The sequence below is a fragment of the Arthrobacter russicus genome (genome assembly GCF_031454135.1).
Lineage (GTDB): Bacteria > Actinomycetota > Actinomycetes > Actinomycetales > Micrococcaceae > Renibacterium > Renibacterium russicum.
In genome coordinates this window covers 2454990-2476230 of sequence record NZ_JAVDQF010000001.1, presented here as the reverse complement: position 1 = coordinate 2476230, position 21241 = coordinate 2454990, and the positions used below count along the sequence as shown (strand labels likewise).

Genomic DNA, 21241 nt, shown 5'->3' with positions numbered 1-21241 from the left:
ATGTCGACTTTCAGCACCGCGCCCACCGACCCCACGATCGCCATCTGCGTGCCTCTGGAGGCGGAACTCGTGGCGCAGATCCAGCGATCGGCACCCGGGGCGACCGTGTTGTACGACGCCGGGTTGCTGCCCCCGGAGCGCTACCCGGCCGATCACCACGGCGATCCGGATTTCCGGCGCAGTCCGGAACAGGAAGCCCGCTATTGGGCCAACATCCTCGCCGCCGACGTGCTGTACGGGATCCCCAACGAATCACCGGCCGATCTGGCCCGGGCGATCCGGGAAAATCCCCGACTGCGCTGGGTGCACGCGATGGCGGCCGGAGCCGGCGGAGCGGTCCGCGCCGCCGGGCTGAGCTCCGCTGAGCTGTCCCGGGTGCAGGTGACCACCTCGGCCGGGGTGCATGCCCTGCCCCTGGCCGAATTCGCCCTGCTGGGACTGCTGAGCGGTTTCAAACGGGTGGCCGAGATGCAAGCCGACCAGCAAGCCAAGCACTGGCCCACGCTCCGCGTGCCGACCCGGCTGCTTGCCGGCTCCCGGCTGGTGATCTCTGGACTGGGCGAAATCGGCCTGGAAACCGCACGGCTGGCCAAAGCGCTGGGCATGACGGTCAGCGGCAGCAAACGCGAGGTGGCCCCGATCGACGGGATCGAATCGGTGGTCGACAACAGCGGCCTGCCCGGACTGCTGGCCGGCGCCGACGCGGTGGTCAACACGCTGCCCGGCACACCGCAGACCGAGCACCTCTTCGACGCCGAAATGTTCGCTGCGTTCGCACCGGGAACCATCTTCGTCAATGTCGGCCGCGGCTCCGTCGTCGACGAGTCCGCGCTCTTGGCCGCGCTGGCCGACGGCACAGTTTCCTATGCCTGCCTGGACGTCTTCGAACAGGAACCGCTGCCGGCCGCGAGCCCGCTCTGGACGCACCCGCGGGTCCTGGTTTCGCCGCATTCGGCCGCCTTGAGCGCGGCGGAGAACAAACTCATCGCGGAGCGGTTCATCGCGAACCTCGCCCGGTTCCGGGCCGACGAAGCGATGCCGCACACTGTCGATCCGGTGCACTTCTACTGAGTGCCTGCCGGGCTTTCCAACGTCTGCCGGGCTGAGTGCCCACCGGCGACCACCTGCGGGCCGGTCGGCCCGGGAACGAAGCGCCCGGGAACGGACAGTTCCGCGGGTGCTCAGAACCGCGCGGAGAATCCGCCGTCCACGTTGAGCAACTGGCCCGAGATCCAGCGCCCTTCCGTGGAGAGCAGGAAGGCCACGACTCCGGCGATGTCCCGGGGCAGACCCATCCGGCCCAAGGGGTATCCGGCGGTCAGCGTTTCCCGCACTTCGTCGTCCATCCAGCCGGTGTCGATCGGGCCGGGATTGAGCACATTCGCGGACACCCCGAGCGGGCCGAGCTCCCGGGCCGCGGAAATCACCATCCGGTCCAAGGCGCCCTTCGAAGCGCCATAGGGCAGATTCCCAGTCGTATGGTCGCTGGTGAGCGCGACGATCGCTCCGCCACCGTCCGGGACTTGCCGGGCGAAGGCCGCGATCAGCAAAAGGCTGGCCCGCGCGTTCACCGCGATGTGCCGGTCGAAACTTTCCGCGGTGGTGTCCAAGATCCCGGACTCGACGTCGTGGGCATGGCTGAGCACGAGCGCGTCGATCGGGCCGCGGTCCGCCGCGACGGCTCCGATCAGGGCTTCCGGACCGGTCGGCGCGGCCAAATCGCAGGGATAGTCCGCGCCCTGCAGATCGCTGGTGACCACGTCCCAGCCGTCCGCGGCGAGGCGCGGCACGATGCCGGCCGCAATACTGTTGGCACGGGCGGCCCCGGTGACTAAAACGAGAGGCATTGCCCCAGGGTACCCCGTTGCCGCGCTCCCGCTCAGGCGTCCTGGGTGCTGCGCAGATCCCGCCCCGCGGTCTCCGGCAGCACGAACGTCGTCGCGAAGCTGATCAAGGACAGGATCAGCGAAGCGCCGGCCATCACGAGCCAGGAGTTTCCGGTCGCCGCGAGCAGTGCCGCCACCAGCACCGGGATCAGGCCGCTGGCCAGCATCGCGGAGATCTCCCGGCTCAACGCCACCCCGGTGAAGCGGTGCGTGGAACCGAAGAGTTCCGGCAGCAAGGCGCACTGCGGGCCCAGCATGGATTGCACCCCGAGGGCGACGCCGACCACGACGACCACGATCACCAGCCAGGGCTGGCCAAGGGTCATCAGATAGAACGCCGGAACCGCCACCACCGCCTGGAACAACGCACCCCATTTGTACACCGGAACCCGGCCGACCCGATCGGAGAGCCAGCCGAAGAAGACCACCATCACGGCAGCCGCGCCGGCCGCGACCAGCAACGCCGTCGGGCCCAGGCTGTTGTTGCTCTGATACGCGGCGATCCCCCCGATGAAGCTGACCATGACCGCCGAATACAGACTGGAGTTGCCGTTTTCGGCCATCCGGATGCCGATCCCCTTGAGGATGTTCCAACGCGAGGTCCGCCATACCGCGCTCACCGGGTTCTTGACCACGGTCTTGTGCGCTTCCATTTCTCGGAAGACCGGGGTTTCCTTGAGTTTGAGCCGGATCACCACGGCGACGATGATCAGGATGAAGCTCGCCAGGAACGGTACCCGCCAGACCCAGGTGGTCAGGGCCGTCCGGTCCACTAGGCCGAGGATCGCGAAGGTCCCGGCGCCCAGCAAGGTGCCGAGCTGGATGCCGACGAAAGGCAGGGCCGCGAAGAAGCCGCGGCGCTTGGGCGGGGCGAATTCCGAAATCAACGTAGTCGCACCGGCCTGCTCCGCCCCGGCACCGAGCCCTTGCAGGATGCGCAGCGCCACGAGCATGATCGGCGCAGCAGCCCCGATCGATTCGTAGGTGGGCAGCAATCCGATCAGGAAACTTGCCGCGCCCATCAGCGCCACGGTGCTGAGCAGCACTACCTTGCGCCCGTAGCGGTCCCCAATGAAGCCGAAGAGCACGCCGCCGAGCGGGCGCGCGATATAGGCGATGCCGAACGTCGCGAAGGATGCGATGACCTTCGCGTCGCCGAACGGCTCGAAGAACAACGGGCCGAAGATCAGCGCCGTGGCGAGGCCGAAGATGTAGAAGTCGTAATACTCCAGGGCCGAGCCGATGGAGCTGGCGAGCGTGGCGCGGCGCAACTGCTCCGGTTCGACCGGAGCCTCGTCATGCGCGGTTCCTGCGGCCTGCTGCGCCGCTGCCGGTTGTTCGGTGTTCATGCCGGTGTGCACCTGCCCCCTTGTTCCATTCCGGGACCCCCTTGGCCTGGAAAGCGGCGATCAGTGCGAGCTTGATCACCCTATTGCACACCGTACAGCATGTTGAACAAAGGCGGAAGAGGCCAAAGTGCGGGAAAGCCGCTGGCTAACGGACCAACGACATTGGCGCGCCGAGCGAACGGGCGAGCTCCTGCAGCTCGGTCACCAATTTCCGCTCCAGCTCACGGGTGAAGGTGGCCTTCAATGCGGTCACCGAGAGGCCCAGGCTGGGGCCGTGCGTGCCCCTGGTGGGAATCGCGACGCCGACGCAGACCACGCCCAACGTGGATTCTTCGTCTTCGAAGGCATAGCCGCGCTGCTGCGCTTCGGCCAGGGCAGCCCGCAGCGTCACCGGGTCGGTGATCGAATGCGGGGTCAGGGCCGGGAGCTGCTTGCCGTCCGGGAACATCGCCTCGAGGTCTTTGGCGTGCAACCGCGCGAGCAGGGCCTTGCCGACGGCGCAGAGCGAGGCCGGCATTTTGTCGCCGATGTTCGAGGTGAACCGAACCGCCGGATGCCCCTCATAACGCGCCAGATAAATCACGTTTTCACCGTCCAGCATGGCGATCCGGACGGTTTCGTTGACCAAGGCGGGCGACTCCTCGCAGAACCGGTAGAACTCCCGGACGTCGTCCTGCCGGTCCAGATAGGCCGCGCCGAGTTCCACGAGTTTGCGGCCCAGGCCGTAGCCGGCCCCCTGTTTGCGGACCAGGTTCGCTTCCTCGAGCGCCTGCAGCAGGTTCGACGCCGATGACTTCGGAATGTCCAGCTCGCGGGCCAGATCGCTCAAAGTCATCACGCCGCTAGCCGAGGCCGCCAAGGCGTCGAGGGCGGCTGCGGCCCGGGTCACCGCCGGGGCCGGAGAGAGTGTGCTCACGGAAGCCTCACATTCAAGGTCGCTCAGTCTGCGATTCCGTTCGGTCCGCAGTTCCGTTCAGCATAGTGAACGGGATTCGATAGCGCATCCGACAGCCAGCCCGGACAGGCTTCCGGGCATGGTGCAATCGATTCCGCCGGACTACCCTGGAGGCCATGCCTGCTGAGCGTTCGACCCATGTCCTGGTGGTCGGAATCGACGGAGTCCGCTTCGATTCCCTGCAAGAAGCGGAGACCCCGAACCTCGATCTGGTTGCCGCTGCCGGTTTCCTGACCCCGATCCAAGTGGCCGGCGCCAATCCCACGATTTCGGCACCGGTGTGGTCCAGTGTGGCCACCGGCGTCGATGCCGATCAGCACGGGGTTCTGGACAACTCCGGACGACCGGCCGCCCTGGACCGGTTCGACGACTTTGCCGCCGTGCTGCAACGGGCCCGCCCCGGCAGCACGGCCTTGATCGCCGCTTCCTGGCACCCACTGGTCCGGAGCTCCGGGAACGGACCGCTCTTCTCCTCGGGCGGATGGGCATCGCCCACCGATCCGGATGCTTCCGGATCGGTGGCGGACGCCTATGCCGCCGACGCCGAGGTGGCCGAGTACGCGGCCCAACGGTTGCGGGCCGAACCGGTCGATCTGGCCTTCGTCTATTTCGGGGTCCCCGATGTGGTGTGCCACGACGTGGGCACCGGCGTGGATTACCAGCGGGCGATCGAATCCAGCGATGCCAGATTGGGCCAGTTGCTGGATGCGGTCGCCGCGCGGCCCAACCGGTCGCGCGAAGCCTGGACCGTCTTCGTGGTCACCGACCACGGCCACTTGGCCGACGGCGGCCATGGCGGCGATTCCGCCGAAGAACGGACTGCATGGCTTGCAGCTTCCGGGCCGGGCCTCAACGGGCCGGCCCGGGAACTGAGCCACGCGGACATCCCGGTCCAGGTGCTGGCGAGTTTCGGGGTAGCCCACCCGGCGGCGTCGGGTCGGGTTTTCGACGCCGTCTGAGCCACCGTCCGCGTCTCGCACCGCCGGTCGCACTCCTCCGCAACAGGCCGGGGGATCTGCTGCTTTCCACACATTCAGCCGACTCTCCTGGCGTCCGGCCGATCATCCCGGCCACCATGTTCACATGACAAATCACCCGCCCAACTACTGGGTAGAACCGATCGAATTCGAAGTTGACCAACTAGACTTGGTCAACATGGGCCAATACAACGTTCAGGAGACCAAGACCCGGCTTTCCGAGTTGCTCAGCCTGGTGGCGAACGGCGAAGACGTCGTCATCGCGAAGGCCGGCCGCCCGGTGGCCCGGATCGTTCCGATTGCACCGCCGGCCAAGCGCAGGCTCGGGTTCCTGAAACTGGACATCCCGGACGACGCTTTCCGCGATCCGTGGACCGCCGACGAGCTGGGGCTGTCAGATGACAAGCTATCTCTGTGACACCCAGGTCCTGATCTGGGCATTGACCTCGCCCAAGCTGCTCTCCGTCAAAGCCCGCAATGCGATTCTCAAAGCGGACCACGAAATCTGGGTTTCCGCGGCCAGCGCTTACGAGATCGCCTTCAAATACCAAGTGGGGAAACTCCCGGCGGTGGAGCCGTTGATCTCGTCGTTTTCCCGGCAGGTGGCAAACCTGCGGGCCTCGGAACTGGCCGTCGATTCGACCCATGCCATCGAAGCCGGGCGTCTGGATTGGCAGCATCGGGACCCCTTCGACCGGATCCTCCTGGCCCAGGCGACGATCGAAGGCCTCACTCTGATCACCGCGGATGACACCCTGCGTGACTTCGCCCCGCTGAACACGTTCTGGTGACCGCGGAGCCGATCTGACCCGGCCGGCGAGAACGGATGCACTGCAAGTCCGCGCGTCTCCGTTACCAACCCGCCGGCTCCGGCAGTTGCGCGATGAACAATTGACCCGGAGCAGCTTAACACCGGGCTTAACTCTCGGAAACACTTGTCGAGGGCCCGGCCGGTCCGGGGTGATCTGGGTAAGCTGACAATATGACCCTGCCTTATCGGATCATTACCGTATGCACCGGAAACATCTGCCGATCCCCGATGGCCGAGCTGATGCTGCGGCATGCGGTTGCCGGAAACGAAGGCATCCGCATCGACTCTGCGGGCACCACGCAGTGGGAGGAGGGGAACCCGATCGATCCCCGAGCCGCTGCGGTGCTTCGCGAGCGCGGCATCCCCGACGGCACTGAGGCACAGTCGTCGTCCGGCCTGCACCGGGCCCGGAAAATCGCGGCCGCCGACTTCATCGACAACGATTTGATCCTGGCCATGGACACCGATCATTTCGATTGGCTGCGCGAGCACGCACCGACCCCGGCGGCCCGGGCGAAGGTCCAGTTGATCCGCGAGTTCGATCCGGCCGCCGAACCCGGCGAACTGGGCATCGCCGACCCCTGGTACGGCGGCAGTGAAGACTTCGAAGAGGCTTACCGGCTCATTGATGCGGCCATCCCCGGAATCCTCGAACACATAGGCGCCGCTGATCCGCGGCACCATGTCTGAAGCCATTCCGGCAGAACCAGCAGTATCTGGAGCATCGGGCGGCGGAGCCGCCCGCCGGCCGGTGATCATCGCCGTCGACGGCCGGTCCGGAAGCGGCAAGACCTCCTTGGCGTTGGAACTGGCCTCGCTGCTGCGGGAGCACCGCAAAGTCTCGGTTTTCCACCTGGAGGATGTCTACCCCGGATGGAACGGCTTGTCTGCCGGAGTCGACCGCTATCTGCAAACCGTGCTCAACCCGCTGCACCGCGGGGTGGATGCCCAGTGGACCAGTTGGGATTGGTCCGCGCACTTCGACGGGGAGGCCCGGCAGACCACGGCCTCGGACGTGGTCATCGTCGAAGGCGTCGGTGCCGCGCAGGCTCCGGCCCGGCCGATGCTGGACGCGGTGATCTGGGTGGAAGCCGCCGAGGCCCTGCGCAAGGAGCGGGCGCTGGCCCGGGACGGCGAGACCTACGCCCCCTACTGGGATCTTTGGGCCGCTCAGGAAGCCGAGTTGCTGGCTGCCGACCACCCTGCAGAACATGCGGACCTGCGGTTGGACTCACCGGTGCTGCCGTCCGACGTGCTGCAGGCGCTGGGCCTGTTGCCGCAGCTGAAGAACCTGCTGGCCCCGGAGTTGCAACGCGAGCACGCCCGTGCCACGCTGGCCGCCCCGGTCCCGTTCACCGGTGATCCGGCAGGGCTTTTCGAGGCGCTTTTCGGCCATTCGGAGAACGCGGTCTGGCTGGACAGTTCGGATGCCCAGCAGCGCGGCGAGCGCAGCCGGTTCTCCATCATGGCCGATGACGGCGGCGACTTCGGCCAGATCGCCTGGCACCGCGACGGCATGACGCGGCACAGCTTCCGCGGGATCACGGTCGAGGTCCCGGGACCGTTCTTCCGTTGGCTCGACGCGCAATGGCCGGGAACCTCCGCGCCGATCGCCGGAGGACTGCCGTTCAGCCTGGGCTGGATCGGGTATCTGGGTTATGAACTCAAGCGGGAAACCGGCGGCAGCCGGCAAAGCCCGGACACCCCTGACGCCGGCCTGCTGCATGCCGGGCGGGCCGTCGTCGTCGACCATCAGGAGCAGCTGGCCTGGGCGCTCAGCCTGGCCGACGACGGATGGCCGGAAACCGTTACCCGGGCCGCCGCCAAGCACGCGCCCGGGACGGCGGCCAGGCCCGACCCGACCACGGTCTCGGTCCGCGACGACCGTTCTGCTTACAAAACCAAAATCGGTCTGGCCCAAGCGCAGATCTTCGAAGGCAACAGTTACGAAATCTGCCTCACCACCTGCCTCGCCTTCCGCACCGATGCGGACCCGCTCGGGCTCTACCGCACGCTCCGGCAGGCGAATCCCGCGCCCTTCGCGGCCTTTCTGGCTTTCGGCGGACTGAGCATTTTGAGCACTTCGCCGGAACGCCTGCTCCGGATGAGCCCCGGCGGCGCGCTCACCGCCGAGCCGATCAAAGGAACCCGCCGCCGGGATCCGGATCCGGGCAAGGATGCGGAGTTGCGGTCCGAGCTGGCGGCTTCGGTCAAAGACCGGGCGGAAAACCTGATGATCGTGGACTTGATGCGCAACGACCTCTCGCATTTCGCCCTACCCGGCAGCGTCCGGGTGAGTCGGCTGTGCGCCATCGAAAGCTATGCCACAGTGCACCAGATGGTCAGCACCGTGGAAGCCCGGCTGCGGCCCGGCACGTCCCGGTCGGAAGCGATCGCTGCGGCCTTCCCGGCCGGCTCGATGACCGGGGCGCCGAAAATCAGCACCATGCGGATCCTGGACCAGCTCGAAGCGGCGCCCCGGGGCGCCTACTCCGGAGCCATCGGCTACTTCTCCCGGGACGGCGGCAGCGATTTGTCCGTGTTGATCCGCACGCTGGTCCTGGACCACGGGCAGGCGACCCTGGGCGTGGGCGGCGCGATCACCGCGGATTCGGCTCCGGAGGAGGAATGGCAGGAAGTCCGGGCCAAGGCCTTCGGCGTGCTGGACGCGCTCGGCCTGGCCTTCCCCGACGACTGAACCGAGACACTGGATGAATCTAGACCTTCCAAATCTTCGTATAGGCCACATGCGCCAGCCGATCAGTGTGCGCTAGAACATCTGCCGGATCCCATTTTTCGGCACTCAAAACATCGAGAGGGACATTCAGATTTTTCGACTTAATTAATTCCATTTTCTTATCGAAGGACTTTGAACCCAACATCTCGTTCATCGAAGGTTCGAGAAAAAACAGGTTTCCTAATTGCCCAATGACTCCAGAGTCCCAGCCGTTTGAACCAATATTTGCTTGCGGTGAAAAATGTTCAATTGTGAGTTCGTCGAAATCTGCAGAAAATTTGAGATTTGATTCAATTGAAAATTTTCTCAAAATATATCTTACCAAATTCTTCTGTTTAGAATTGGAGTTGGTAAAATTAATTTGACGAAAACTTGCCAGAAATTCATCATATGGGGGAACTCTCTCGCGAAGTTTTCCAACGAGACTCTTTATCTCTAATGCAGCAGCCTGAGAATCATCGCATTCAAAAAGTCGTCGAGCAAACGCAGAATACATTCCAGATATTCCACCTGAAGATCGAGATGATGTCACCGCCGTAAAGGCAAAGTGAAATTTCTCAATCGCCTCAAGCGCCTCAACAAGTTTTCCAAGTTTAATTGTTCCATTCTTATATGAACGAACCAACGAGAGTAGCGCCGGCGTGGGTTGCACTAGTCTAAATAATTGAATCGCCGCAAGAGAGCGAGCAACTCTTGCCTCGTTCACCCCCCAAAAATATCCAGGCTCATGGATTGCGCGATAATAAACGGAATCTTGAACCAAAGAATCCAAGTGACTTCTCGCATTATTCTCACCGATCTGCTTTTTAATAATCGGATAGAGTTTCTTTTGCGGAACCGCCTCATTGCGCGAGGCCCAGAAGTGGTATATGAAGGAATCGGGTGTGATATCTGCTGATGAATTGTGAATAGTCTCCATCAACGAGCTCCACTTTTCCTTAACGGCATCGATCGTATTTGTGATCCTGAGATTCTTCGTGAAGTGTGTCTTTACCAAATCTGATAGAGCTAGGTCTTTTCCACGAGTATTAAGTGTCTCGAATATCAAATAGGCATCTTCTTCGTTCTCAAGCTTTACAAAAATTAGCTTCAAATTGAGAACTGCATCACGAATCTTTACAACACGATCAACTTTTATTCCCCTTTTTTCATTTTCCAAAATTGATGCATCCTGATCAACCGCCTCTAGCATCGAATTGATTTTCTTGGACAACGATTGATACGCTGCTCTAAGTGATTGCTCTTCGGCCATCTCAACTATGTCGCTGAGTTCCGGATCTCCGAATCGAAGAATTTTTTCTTGTAGAAACGGGAAAGATGTTTGAGTTTGAAGAACATACTGATTTCTATTGTTCCTGTCTTTTCTCTCGACAAGCTGATGAATACCAGCGGCCAAATCCTCTTCGTCAAGACGTTTAAGCTCGTCCCGAAGGATGCAAAGAAAAACAGTTAATGTTGTCAGACGCTGCTGTCCATCAACAATTGCGAATGATTGCTTCTCACGCCTATACGCAACCATCGATCCAATAAAATAATCGTCATTCTCTGAGGAAACCACATCGTCCCAAAGATCCTGAATGTTTTCATCCGTCCAAGAGTAGGGGCGTTGAAATCGTGGAATGCTGAAATAATTGCTAGATAAAAGCGACTCTAAATCGATGTCTTCTGATTCAATTTTCACTCAGTTCCCCAAACACGCAGACTGGACGAGACCGTTTGAAAAGTATTCTTTCATAGATCGTGGCTTACCGGAATAGATGTCTCGTGTAAGCTGCCGTTCCCGGTGAGTTATTCGTGCCTCTGAATGTCCCAACCACAAGGTGAGTCGCTCCCCCGCTTCCTCAGCGGCGGCCGGCCGGGAATAATACATGCAAACGCATAGTTCTAGCCGGCATGAAAGGTTTTGGATTCTTATCATTCGGACACTACGGACCAGGCCGCGGATCGCAGACCGTGACCGCGAAAGATTCATTGCAGCAGGCCATCGAGCTCTCCGTCGAAGCTGACCGGATCGGCGTGAACGGGGCCTATTTCCGGGTCCACCACTTCGCCACCCAGCAATCCGCACCGTTTCCGCTGCTGAGCGCGATCGCCGCCCGCACCAAGCACATCGAGGTGGGCACCGGGGTGATCGATCTGCGCTACGAAAACCCGCTGTATTTGGCCGAGGAAACCGCCTCGCTGGATCTGATCAGCGACGGCCGGCTGGCGTTGGGCATGAGCCGGGGATCGCCCGAGACCGCATTGCGCGGTTACGAATCCTTCGGCTACACCGGTAGCGAGGACCCGCGCGGCGGTGACATCGCCCGGCAGAAGTTCGAGCTGTTCCTGCGGGCGATCGATGGCGAGGGCGTCGCCCCGGCGGACCCGCGGATGACCGGGCAGAACGGCCTGCTCCGCGTCGAGCCGCACGCACCAGGACTGCGGCAACGGATCTGGTGGGGCTCCGGCAGCCGGGACACCGCGGAATGGGCCGGCACGATGGGCGTCAACATGATGTCCTCGACGCTGCTCACCGAAGACGCCGGCGTCCCGTTCCACGAGCTGCAGGCGGAACAGATCCAGCGCTACCGGGTGGCCTGGACCGCAGCCGGGCATGCAGGCACCCCGCGGGTCTCGGTGAGCCGCAGCGTGTTCCCGATCATGAACGATTTGGACCGCAGGTATTTCGGCCGCAGCGACGCAGACCAGGTCGGCATGATCGACGGATTCCGCTCCACTTTCGGCAAGACCTACGCGGGCGAACCGGACCAATTGGTGCAGGAACTGCGCAACGACTCGGCAGTGATGTCCGCCGACACCCTGATGCTGACCATCCCGACCCAGCTGGGCGTGGAGTACAACATGCACGTGCTCTCCGCCTTCGCCGAACACGTGGCCCCGGAGCTGGGTTGGCAGCCGAACACCGCCGGACGCGTCGAAGGGTACCCGATCGCCTGATCCGGGCGCCGCTTCACCAGGGGTCCGCCCGGTCTGGAACACTGGTGCCATGCGCATCCGGCGATTCCGCCCCGAAGACACCGATGCGGTCGTCGCACTCTGGACGGCCGCCGGGCTGACCCGGCCGTGGAACGATCCGCGCAAGGACATCGCGCGGAAGGCTTCGGTGCAGCCGGAGCTTTTCGTGGTTGCCGAGGACGACTCGGGAAACCTCGTCGGCTCGGTCATGGCGGGCTACGACGGGCACCGCGGCTGGCTGAATTATCTCGCGGCCAGTCCCGGCGCCCGTGGCCTCGGGGTCGGCCGGGCGCTCGTCGAACATGCCGAGCAAGCCTTGCACGGGCTCGGCTGCCCCAAAGTCTCCCTCCAGGTCCGAGCCGGCAACCAGGACGCGGTCGACTTCTACCGGCACCTGGGTTACACCATCGACGACACGGTCGACCTCGGCAAACGGCTGATCGCCGACTAGGCTCCAGCCCAAGATCCACCCCCGGTTCCGGGGCAGAAGCGCCCCAGCCCCGCTTTGCGGCGTGGAAGTTGGGCTGGGGCATTATTCTGAACTCATGCCTCAGACCATCCTGGTGTTCCTCGACCCCGCCCACCCCGCCGGCCGGTTGGCCGACTCCCGGCAACCGCAGCTCTTCGCCACCGATCTGGGCGCGACCCGCGGCGACGGGATCTTCGAATCCCTGCTGGCTTTGGACGGCCGGCCGCGCAAGGTCCAGGCGCATCTGGACCGCCTGGCCTCCTCGGCGGAACTGCTCGAACTCGAGCTTCCGGCGGCAGCTGCCTGGCTGGCCGCAATCCAGACCGGACTGGCCGAGTTCGCGCAACCCGAAGCCATTGTGAAGCTCCTGGTCACCCGTGGCGTCGAAGATGCCGGGCAGCCCACCGCCTGGGTCCAGGTTGCGGCACTGCCGGAAAGCAGCAAAGCCCTGCGCGAAAAAGGCCTGGACGTGCTGCTCCTGGACCGCGGCTACGATTCCGGCCTGGCCGAACGCGCGCCCTGGCTGCTGCTGGGCGCGAAGACGCTCTCCTACGCGGTGAACATGGCGGCCTTGCGCTATGCCCACCAGCACGACGCCGACGACGTGATCTTCACCAGTGCCGACGGCCGGGTCCTGGAGGGCCCGACCTCCTCGGTGCTGATCGCGCACCGCGACGGTGCCGTGAAGCGGTTGATCACCACCCAACTGGATTCCGGCATCCTGCCCGGCACCACTCAGGGCGCCTTGTTCGCGGCGGCGAAGGATGCCGGTTGGGAATTGGGCTACGGCCCACTGGTCCCGGCAGACCTGTTCGACGCGGACGCGGTCTGGCTGGTCTCCAGCATCCGCCTGCTGGCCCCGGTCAACCGGATCGATGGCACCGAAATCAACCACGATGCGGAATTGACTGCGGAACTGAACGCCCTGCTCGCCACCATTCGCTGAAACAACTCCTCGCCATTCGCATCTCGCTGCGACTACGCTGGACAGGTTAGATCCTCCAGCTCCCGGAGAGGCCAAGCAGATGACTCCGTTTTCCGCCGAATCGATCGGCGACCAACAAGGCCGTCAGGTGATCGTGACCGGCGCCAACATCGGCCTCGGCTTCCGCACCGCGGTCGCCTTGGCGCAGCGTGGTGCAGTGGTCACCCTGGCTTGCAGGGACCGGGAACGCGGCTTGGCGGCGCAGTCCCGGGTGCGGGAGCTTTCCGGGAACCACGCGACCCGATTCGAGCCGCTGGACCTGGCGGATTTGGCGAGCGTCCGGGATTTCGCCGAACGGTGGGATCGGCCGCTGGATCTGGTGATCAACAATGCCGGCGTCATGGCGACCCCCTTCAGCCGGACCAAAGACGGCTTCGAGCAGCAACTCGGGATCAACCACCTCGGCCACTTCGCGCTCAACGGGCTGCTGCTGCCCCGGCTTCGGCAGAGCAACCACGCTTTGGGCCCGCGCATCGTCGTGGTTTCCTCCTTGGCGCATTTGCGCGGCAAGGTCGACTTCGCGAATCTGCACGGCGAACGGTCCTACCGCGCCAGCACCGCGTATTCGCAGAGCAAACTGGCCAATCTCTTCTTTGCCCGGGAATTCGACCGCCGGCTCAAAGCGCGCGGCGAACGGCTGGCGGTAGTCGCGGCGCATCCCGGTATCGCCAAGACCAATCTGATGGCCGGAATGGCGGCCGGGCCAGTGGTCCGAATCGGCGGCAAGGCTTTGCGGGTCTTCTTCCAGAGCGACGCGGCGGGCGCGTTGCCGCAGCTTTTCGCGGCCACCGATCCGGAGCTCTCCGGTGGCGAGTACTTCGGCCCCGGGGGGCTCTTCGAGATGCGCGGCAATGTGGCCCGGGCCAGAGTCCGCGGCTACGTCTCGGACCGCGGCGTAGCGGCTCGGCTCTGGTCCGCGAGCGAGGAGCTGACCGGCGTCGGCTACCCTGATCTGCCCGCGGTCGCCTGATGCCCGGAACCGAGTCCGTGCAGATCCCCACCGACGACGGCGTCACCCTGAACGGACGTTGGTTCCGGCCGGACGGGCCACCGCGCCGGATCGTGCTGATCGCCGCGGCGATGGCAACCAAGGCCCGTTTTTACACGCCGTTGGCCGAATGGCTCAGCGGGCAGGGCATCGCAGCACTGGTCTTCGATTACCGCGGCTACGGCGATTCCGGCGACGGCGACCTGCGCAAAGTGCGCAATGACCTGATGCGCTGGGCGCAGGACGCGGCGGACACTCTGGATTGGCTGCTCGACGGCGCCGACGGCGTGCCGGTCACCTGGCTGGGCCACAGCCTGGGCGGCCTAGTGCTCCCCTTGGCGGAGCACCGGCGCTTGGCCTCCGCGATCACGGTGGCATCCGGCAGCGGGTACTGGCGGAGCAATCCGGGCGCTCTGCGGTTCATCGCGCCGCTGCTGTGGAAAGGCATCGGCCCGGCTGCGATCAGACTGACCGGCTACTACCCGGGGGCCAAGCTGAAGCTGCTCGGCGACCTGCCGCCGAATGTGATGCGGCAATGGTCCCGCTGGTGCATGCACCCGGATTACCTGATCGGCGAGTTCCCGGAGTTGCGGGCCAGGTTCGCCGAGTTCCAGACACCGCTGACCTCGATTTCTTTCACCGACGACGAATTGCTCTCCGGTGCGAGCATCAGCACGCTGCACGATCTGTATCCGCTCCGGAACCGGCGGATGCTGCGCTATGCCCCGGCGGACCTGGGCGTTTCCCGGATCGGCCACTTCGGTTTCTTCCGGGCCGGCAACGAGTCGATCTGGGCGAAAACCCTGGGCCCGCTGCTGGACTGAGGCTCATTTCACCGCAGTGCCCATCGAACGCCCGCGAATCCAATAGCCTTGGCTTTTCAGCAACCGCTTTTGCGCCCCGCGTGCCAGCAGCTCCTTGCGCACCGATCGCACCATCGAGGTTTCTCCGGCGATGAAGCAGGCGCATCCGGACAGGTCCCGTTTCGGCAACGCGGCCAAGGTGTTGGCGCTGTCGACGCGCTGCTCCAGCCACAGCGGACGGTCCACCTCGGTGGGGAACGATTCGTCTCCGGGAGCCGTGGCCTCGAGGATCACGGTCTTCGGCAACTCGGTGCTCGCACAGATCTCATTGATCGCCGGCAGGGACGTCAGATCCCCGACCAGGAGCACTTCCGCAGCCTCACCCGGATCGAAAACGCTTTTGCCTTCGTAGAGCGCCGCCTCGATCCGCATACCGGGCCGGGCAGCGCGGGCCCACGTCTCCGCCACTCCGCCGCCGCCGTGCAAGTAGAACTCCAGACTGAACGTCCCGGCCTCGCGGTCGGCCCCGATCACGGTATAGGCGCGCTGGAATTTCCCTTGCGGGCCCGGAATCCACAACCGGAGCCAGAGCCCGGGATGGATCTCCGCGGCTTCGATGAAATCCGGGCAGTCGACGTCCAGCTTCAGCAATCTCGGCGCCAGATGCTCGGTGCCGACCACCCGGAGCTCGAAACTCGGCGCCCGGAAGGCACGCAGCAGTGCCCGCTCCAATCGTTCGCCCACCGAAGCCCTCCTGAGTTAGGTAAACCTAAGTTAGCACGGGCCGGCTTCCGGACGAACAAAAAGCAGGTTCAACGGGGTAAACAGGTTCACATGTGAACCTGTTTACCCCGTTGAACCTGCCGAGCTGGGCAGTAGAAGCCCGGGCGCGTCAGCCCACCGGCAGCAAAGCCGGTTTGGCGGTCACGCTGGACATCGTCTGCAGGTCGAAGAAGGCGATTTGCGCCGAGGTCAAGCAGAGTTTGCGCGCTTGGAACGGATTGTCCAGGACCGTGGACACGTCCAGGTAGACGATTCCGGTGGCCGGATCGTTCCAGCCACCCAAGTAGTATCCCGGCTTGGCCAGCAAATCGTTGTTCTGCGTGGCGTAGTCACGCACCGCGGCAATGATCTGGACGTCGCTCATCCCGGCCAGGTCGACGGTCTTCGAACGCTTCGGGAACGGCGAAACCGCGAAACCCAGGGTCGGCACGATTCCGGTCACCGGGCTCCAGGTGAATCCGCCGTCCGGCTCACGCATGGTCTTGACCACCGCTTCGATGGTCGCGTGCTGGTCCGGACCGGCTTGGATCTTCAGCCATTGGTAGAGCGCTGCCCGCAAGGGGTCGACTGCGGGTGAATTCGGGTCCTTGGCAGCCGTGATCCGGCCCCTGAGCCAATCGGCGATGTAATCCCGGTGCGCTGCAGCATTGGCGGCAGGCGTCTGCGCCACCGGCGCAAAAGCGGGCGCGGGTGCAGCCTGCGCAGCGGCACCGCCGGTCAGGAGCGAAACGGACAGTGCGGTTGCGGTGGCGACGGAGCGCCACAGGGACAGCGTCTTCACGGGTGGGGGTCCTTAGCGAATCGGGAAGCAAGAGGCCGGTGCTGTGCGGCGTCGGGCCACGCGAGCAGCGATGCTCAAAATCCTATGCATCCGGGGATGTTGCGGCCAGGGACTTTCAGGCAACTCAAAGTGCCACGCCTGGGCACCGCCGGTTCCGCTCTGCAGGATAGGCTCAGCACCATGAGCGGGATGCGAGCAGCAGCCGGCGGCCGGGGACGGCTCAGCGGCAGCGACGAAGAGGCACAACGCGCGGCGAATGCCCAGGCCCCGGTGATCGAGCATTTGTTCCGCCGGGTCTACGGCCTTTTCGCGCCGCACCGCCGGGCACTGATCGGCACTGCGATCCTGGTTCTGATCGGTGCCGCGCTCTCCGTAGTACCGCCGCTGCTCACCCAACGGGCCTTCGACGACGGCCTCTTCCCAGCCGCCGGCCGGCCGGACCTTCCAGTGCTGAGCCTGATCGTGGGCCTGATGATCCTGGTCTACATTGGTTCCGCGCTGCTCGGCGTCTGGCAGACCTATCTCACCGCTTCGGTGGGCAACCAGGTGATGGGCGCGCTCCGCGTGCGATTGTTCGGGCATCTGCAGGCCATGGATTTGAGTTTCTTCACCCGGACCAAAACCGGGGTGATCCAATCCCGCTTGCAGAACGACGTCGGCGGCGTGGCGAGTGTGCTGACCAATACCGTTTCCTCGATCCTGGGCAATACCGTCACCGTGATCGCGGCTTTCGTCGCGATGCTGCTATTGAACTGGCAATTGACCGTGGTCGCGGTGGTGCTGATGCCGATTCTGGTGATCGCGCAGCGCCGGGTCGGCCGGGTAAGGGCCCGGATCGCGACCAAGACCCAGGAATCGCTCTCCGAGATGTCCGCGATCACCCAGGAGACCTTGAGCGTCTCCGGAATCCTCCTCGCCAAGAGCTTCAACATGCAGGGCGCTGAGGTGCAACGCTATTCCGCGGAGAACAAGAACCAGATCCGGCTGCAGCTGAGCCAGGCGATGAGCGGCCAATGGTTCTTCGCGATCGTCACGATCTTCTTGTCCTCGATTCCGGCGATCGTCTACTTCGTGGCCGGTTTGCTGGTCGACGGCGGCGCGCAGGCGATCACGGCCGGAACCATCGTCGCGTTCACCACGGTCCAGGCGCGGTTGCTGTTCCCGCTGACCAGCCTGATGCGGGTGGCGCTGGACGTGCAGACCTCCGGCGCGCTGTTCGCCCGGATCTTCGAATACCTCGACCTGAAACCGGCCATCGCCGACCGGTCCGGCGCCGGACCGCTCCGCGACCTGGGCCAGCTGGGCCGGATCGAGTTCGACGGGGTGAGCTTCGCCTATCCGGATGCCCAACCTGGGGAACGTCCCACTCTGGACGGAGTTTCGTTCCGGATCGAGCCGGGGCAATTCGCGGCCTTCGTCGGATCGTCCGGAGCCGGGAAAACCACGATTTCCTATCTGATCCCACGGCTCTACGAGGCCAGTTCCGGCCGGATCGAGTTCAGCGGAAGCGACGTCAAGGATCTTTTGCAGGAATCCCTGGTAGCCCACATCGGCATCGTGAGCCAGGAAACCTACCTTTTCCACGCCACGATCGCCGACAATTTGCGCTATGCGAAGCCGGACGCCAGCCAGGCCGAACTGGAAGAAGCCACCCGCCGGGCCAATATCCACCAAACCATCATGAGCTTTCCAGACGGGTTCGGCACCTTGGTCGGCGAACGCGGGTACCGGCTGTCCGGCGGCGAAAAGCAACGGATCGCCATTGCCCGAGTGTTGTTGAAGGATCCCGCGGTATTGGTCTTGGACGAAGCCACGAGCGCGCTGGACTCGATCTCCGAGCGCGTGGTCCAGTCCGCGCTGGAGACCGCGGCGCATGGGCGGACCACGGTGGCCATCGCGCACCGGTTGTCCACCGTGGTCGCCGCAGACGTGATTTTCGTCGTCGAACAGGGCCGGATCGTGGAACGCGGCACGCACCACGAGTTGCTGGCGCTCAACGGGCGCTATGCCGCCCTGTATGCGGAACAAGTCAATTCCGCGCTACCGCAGACTCCGGCCTGAGCGTGGAGTCGGCCGCACCGTACCCTGGAAACCGCTGAGCCTTGGCAAACTGCGTCAACGCAACGGTCCAGCGATCTGGGGCTGGTCCTGGTAGAAGATGCCGAATCCCCGGGTGTAATACCAACGAGAGCCAAGCCCTGAGGGAGCACTGACGACCACGACTCCGTAAGCTTCCTCGCCGCCGAGCGAGGTAGCCCGGGCCTTGCCTGCACCGCGCGGATCGACCAGGTATAGCGGACCAGGATAGGTATCCCCAGAACCCGCCACGACCGCGAAAGTTCCATCTGCCAGGGCCGCCATCGAGGCGCCCGGAGCCGACCACCGCGTACCGATGTTGATGCTGTCGACTACAGCGAACGGCCGACCGTCAAGGCCCGGATCGATGGTGAGGAAGCTATAACCAGTCATCGCATACAGCCGCCCGTCGGCGCCGAATTTGAGCGCGCTGACGAGCTTGCGAGAAACCTCAATCGCTTCGGTGACTTTCGTCGTGACGTTGTATCTGATGACCGCTGCCCGCGGCTGGGTGGAGGTGTTGTCCGGTGGCGCAGCGTTGGTTCCGGCGTAAATCCAGCCACCGGTCGCGGCGAGGTCCCGGTCGGCGACGGTGGACAGGCCCATTTCACTGAGCTTGATTCCGTTGGCGTCTTGGAGTGGGATGCGGTCGGTGATTTTCTTCGTCGTCGTGTTGTAAAGAGTCAACGCCCCGGCTGCATTGTTCCGGGCACCATAAGAGGCAATCGCCGCGCGGCCGCCGCCGAGGTCCGCAATCGCCACTGGTCGCGCCTGCCCGAAGCCGATGATCCGGTCGCCGGTGGTGATCGTAGGGTTGCAATCATCGCCGCTTCGGTCAATCTGGTTCTCACAGGTCACCGGCTTCGCCGGGTCGATCTGGGATATCGTGCCGCCTTGCGGATAGATGCCGGCAAGAAGTTGATCGCCCACCGCGCCCAACCCCTCCACTTGCGGCGCACCGCCAAGACTGTCACGGTTGGAGCGCAGTGGTCGATCTTTCGTCTGACCAGTATTGGGGTTGATCTGGCGCACGTAATGGCCGAAATAGGAAGTGCTGGCAAATAGTCCGGAGTTGCCCGGCCCGGCAGCAAGCCTCGAAATGCTGCGGCGTCCGCCATTGATGACCACTGCGTCCCCGGCAGAGATCGAACGGACCTGCTTGATGGTCTCGGAGCCGGAGCCTCCGGCTTTCGTGGCAAGTACGATGTCGCTGCCCCCGGGGTTCCAGGTGGCGCACATCTTCGCCGGAGTCATCCAGCAGGAAGAAGTCGGCAATGCCCCGAGGCCGCTTCCCTCGGGCATTTGCTGCGGCTTGAATACGCCCCAAACCGTGTTGGCGCCGGTTGGTGGGGCCAGCGGGTCGAAAATGGTCAATGAATCCCCCGGACCGCGGTACAAAATGCTGGATTCGCTGTACCCCATGCCTGGCGCCACGGGGCTGACGATCCAGGCCGTCGCGCCGAGGTTTCGCACCCAGGTTGCGGCGACCAGGCCATTGGCGTCCTGGCTCAGCCGGTACACATGAGTCCCGTATTTCGTCGTATTCGTGCCTTGGTAGGACGCGTAGAGGTAATCCCCCATGACGCGTGCTTGAGTGAAGCGCTCGGCTTGGCCGGCTCCGGATGCCGGGACCGTGTCCAGTTCTTGCCACTCGCCATTCTGGTAGATGCTCAATACCGCTCGCTGGTCGCCGCTTGCGGCAATGACCGCCCCCCGCCACGAACTCACCCCATAAACATGGGTATTCCCAGCTACCGGAGCACCGTATCGGGTCCACCGTTCGGTCTCATTGCATTGCGCATAAACACAGGAGTATTTCAATTTCAACACCTGTCCGCTGCCCCGATCGGCGGATTGCCGGTAGGTCGCAGAACGGGTGCCCAGGAGGACATTCGGGCCGTCATCGTACATATTGAGGATCGACGAAGCGGTTCCGGCAGGAATGCCGACCGCAGTAGTTTGCAAATCGGCCAGGCTGACATTGACCAATTCGCCCAAGGTAGTGCCAATCATCACCTGTTGGCCGCCTTGCAGCGTCAGGGTTGATTCCCCCGCACGTTCGAGTTCGTCGTTGAAGATCTCCCGTGAAAGGATGCTTTGGCTGCGGTCCGCGGCGCCTAGTCGGCTCGTGTCGATGTCGACGTCGACGACGTTCACCATACCGTTCGCGCTCATCGGCATGGTGACTCCGAGTTGCTGGACGGAGCCGGTCAACGAGTTCCATCGGCTGCCGAACGAGTAGCTCAGCGAGTTCGGATTGCTCGGACCGGAGATTGGCGCGGATTCCGGGGCGTCGATCACCAGCTCCCCGGCATTTCCGGCTGCAATGGCCGGCAGGGGCGTCGATGCCGACGCCAGAAGCAAACATATGACCGCCGTATATGTGGCCAGTTTTTTGGCTCGCCGAATGATCGGGTTCATCGAAATTACTCCATAAATTCTCCCCCAATAAATCGATGTAATGGATAATTGATAGCCGCTCGACGTTCCCGCCGAAGCTGCCAAGGGTTCGGGCGCCTAAACCGCCCGAATCAAATTTTCAGGCACGGCACCCTTCCCGTCAATGATTCGGGAATGAATAGTTCAAACGCATCACTGCACCTCGGAGCGCAGACCGCACCAGGCGGCTCGCTGCGATTTTCGGGCGTCACAATCTGAGCGCGAAACAAAGTCACGCCCATGC

The 21241-nt window shown here is 63.7% G+C and carries 19 protein-coding genes; 12 read left to right on the top strand and 7 right to left on the bottom strand.

The window, feature by feature from the left end:
• A complete protein-coding gene (locus tag JOE69_RS11525) occupies positions 1–1071 on the top strand; it encodes a D-2-hydroxyacid dehydrogenase (RefSeq protein WP_309798846.1) in 1071 nt (356 codons plus the stop codon).
• A gap of 110 nt (positions 1072–1181) precedes the next feature.
• Here JOE69_RS11525 and JOE69_RS11520 read toward each other — a convergent pair whose 3' ends face one another.
• The 3 genes from JOE69_RS11520 to JOE69_RS11510 all read right to left on the bottom strand — a co-directional run bounded on the left by JOE69_RS11520 (position 1182) and on the right by JOE69_RS11510 (position 4151).
• On the bottom strand, positions 1182–1847 hold the full coding sequence (locus JOE69_RS11520) for an SDR family oxidoreductase (protein ID WP_309798844.1): 666 nt from the start codon (positions 1845–1847) through the stop codon (positions 1182–1184).
• Positions 1848–1879: 32 nt separating this feature from the next.
• Positions 1880–3235 carry an MFS transporter gene (locus JOE69_RS11515; RefSeq protein ID WP_309798842.1) on the bottom strand — a complete coding sequence of 452 codons (1356 nt, stop codon included), beginning with the start codon at positions 3233–3235 and terminating at the stop codon, positions 1880–1882.
• Positions 3236–3380: 145 nt separating this feature from the next.
• Positions 3381–4151 carry an IclR family transcriptional regulator gene (locus tag JOE69_RS11510; RefSeq protein WP_309798840.1) on the bottom strand — a complete coding sequence of 257 codons (771 nt, stop codon included), beginning with the start codon at positions 4149–4151 and terminating at the stop codon, positions 3381–3383.
• A 155-nt stretch (positions 4152–4306) separates the two neighbouring features.
• Between JOE69_RS11510 and JOE69_RS11505 the strand changes: the two genes are divergently transcribed.
• The 5 genes from JOE69_RS11505 (at position 4307) to pabB (ending at position 8676) form a co-directional block, all read left to right on the top strand.
• Positions 4307–5149, top strand: coding sequence for an alkaline phosphatase family protein (locus JOE69_RS11505; RefSeq protein WP_309798839.1), 843 nt, complete (start codon positions 4307–4309; stop codon positions 5147–5149).
• Positions 5150–5273: 124 nt separating this feature from the next.
• A complete protein-coding gene (locus tag JOE69_RS11500; protein ID WP_309798837.1) occupies positions 5274–5585 on the top strand; it encodes a type II toxin-antitoxin system Phd/YefM family antitoxin in 312 nt (103 codons plus the stop codon).
• Positions 5566–5958: a type II toxin-antitoxin system VapC family toxin gene (locus tag JOE69_RS11495; protein WP_296364494.1), complete on the top strand. Its 393-nt coding sequence runs from the start codon at positions 5566–5568 to the stop codon at positions 5956–5958. The genes JOE69_RS11500 and JOE69_RS11495 overlap by 20 nt, the downstream gene beginning before the upstream one ends.
• A gap of 191 nt (positions 5959–6149) precedes the next feature.
• Positions 6150–6668 (top strand): low molecular weight protein-tyrosine-phosphatase, encoded by a 519-nt coding sequence (locus tag JOE69_RS11490; RefSeq protein WP_309798835.1) that lies wholly within the window; start codon positions 6150–6152, stop codon positions 6666–6668.
• Positions 6661–8676, top strand: coding sequence for an aminodeoxychorismate synthase component I (pabB, locus tag JOE69_RS11485; RefSeq protein ID WP_309798833.1), 2016 nt, complete (start codon positions 6661–6663; stop codon positions 8674–8676). The genes JOE69_RS11490 and pabB overlap by 8 nt, the downstream gene beginning before the upstream one ends.
• 19 nt (positions 8677–8695) lie before the next feature.
• Here pabB and JOE69_RS11480 read toward each other — a convergent pair whose 3' ends face one another.
• Positions 8696–10396, bottom strand: coding sequence for a DUF262 domain-containing protein (locus JOE69_RS11480; protein ID WP_309798831.1), 1701 nt, complete (start codon positions 10394–10396; stop codon positions 8696–8698).
• Positions 10397–10608: 212 nt separating this feature from the next.
• On the opposite strand from JOE69_RS11480, the gene JOE69_RS11475 reads away from it, so the two are divergent.
• The 5 genes from JOE69_RS11475 (at position 10609) to JOE69_RS11455 (ending at position 14939) form a co-directional block, all read left to right on the top strand.
• Positions 10609–11655, top strand: coding sequence for an LLM class flavin-dependent oxidoreductase (locus JOE69_RS11475; protein ID WP_309798829.1), 1047 nt, complete (start codon positions 10609–10611; stop codon positions 11653–11655).
• A gap of 49 nt (positions 11656–11704) precedes the next feature.
• Positions 11705–12124 (top strand): GNAT family acetyltransferase, encoded by a 420-nt coding sequence (locus JOE69_RS11470; protein WP_309798827.1) that lies wholly within the window; start codon positions 11705–11707, stop codon positions 12122–12124.
• 94 nt (positions 12125–12218) lie between these two features.
• Positions 12219–13088: an aminodeoxychorismate lyase gene (locus JOE69_RS11465; RefSeq protein ID WP_309798825.1), complete on the top strand. Its 870-nt coding sequence runs from the start codon at positions 12219–12221 to the stop codon at positions 13086–13088.
• Positions 13089–13167: 79 nt separating this feature from the next.
• The gene (locus JOE69_RS11460) at positions 13168–14097 is read left to right on the top strand and encodes an oxidoreductase (protein WP_309798823.1); all 930 of its coding nucleotides are present in this window, start codon (positions 13168–13170) and stop codon (positions 14095–14097) included.
• A complete protein-coding gene (locus JOE69_RS11455; protein WP_309798820.1) occupies positions 14097–14939 on the top strand; it encodes an alpha/beta hydrolase family protein in 843 nt (280 codons plus the stop codon). The genes JOE69_RS11460 and JOE69_RS11455 overlap by 1 nt, the downstream gene beginning before the upstream one ends.
• A gap of 3 nt (positions 14940–14942) precedes the next feature.
• Here the strand turns inward: JOE69_RS11455 and JOE69_RS11450 are convergent, their stop codons facing one another.
• A complete protein-coding gene (locus tag JOE69_RS11450; RefSeq protein WP_309798818.1) occupies positions 14943–15662 on the bottom strand; it encodes a siderophore-interacting protein in 720 nt (239 codons plus the stop codon).
• 148 nt (positions 15663–15810) lie between these two features.
• On the bottom strand, positions 15811–16482 hold the full coding sequence (locus JOE69_RS11445) for a hypothetical protein (protein ID WP_309798816.1): 672 nt from the start codon (positions 16480–16482) through the stop codon (positions 15811–15813).
• A gap of 180 nt (positions 16483–16662) precedes the next feature.
• On the opposite strand from JOE69_RS11445, the gene JOE69_RS11440 reads away from it, so the two are divergent.
• A complete protein-coding gene (locus JOE69_RS11440; protein ID WP_374709698.1) occupies positions 16663–18543 on the top strand; it encodes an ABC transporter ATP-binding protein in 1881 nt (626 codons plus the stop codon).
• Between the two features lie 54 nt (positions 18544–18597).
• Here the strand turns inward: JOE69_RS11440 and JOE69_RS11435 are convergent, their stop codons facing one another.
• Positions 18598–20979, bottom strand: coding sequence for a hypothetical protein (locus JOE69_RS11435; RefSeq protein WP_309798814.1), 2382 nt, complete (start codon positions 20977–20979; stop codon positions 18598–18600).
• Positions 20980–21241 lie beyond the last annotated feature (262 nt).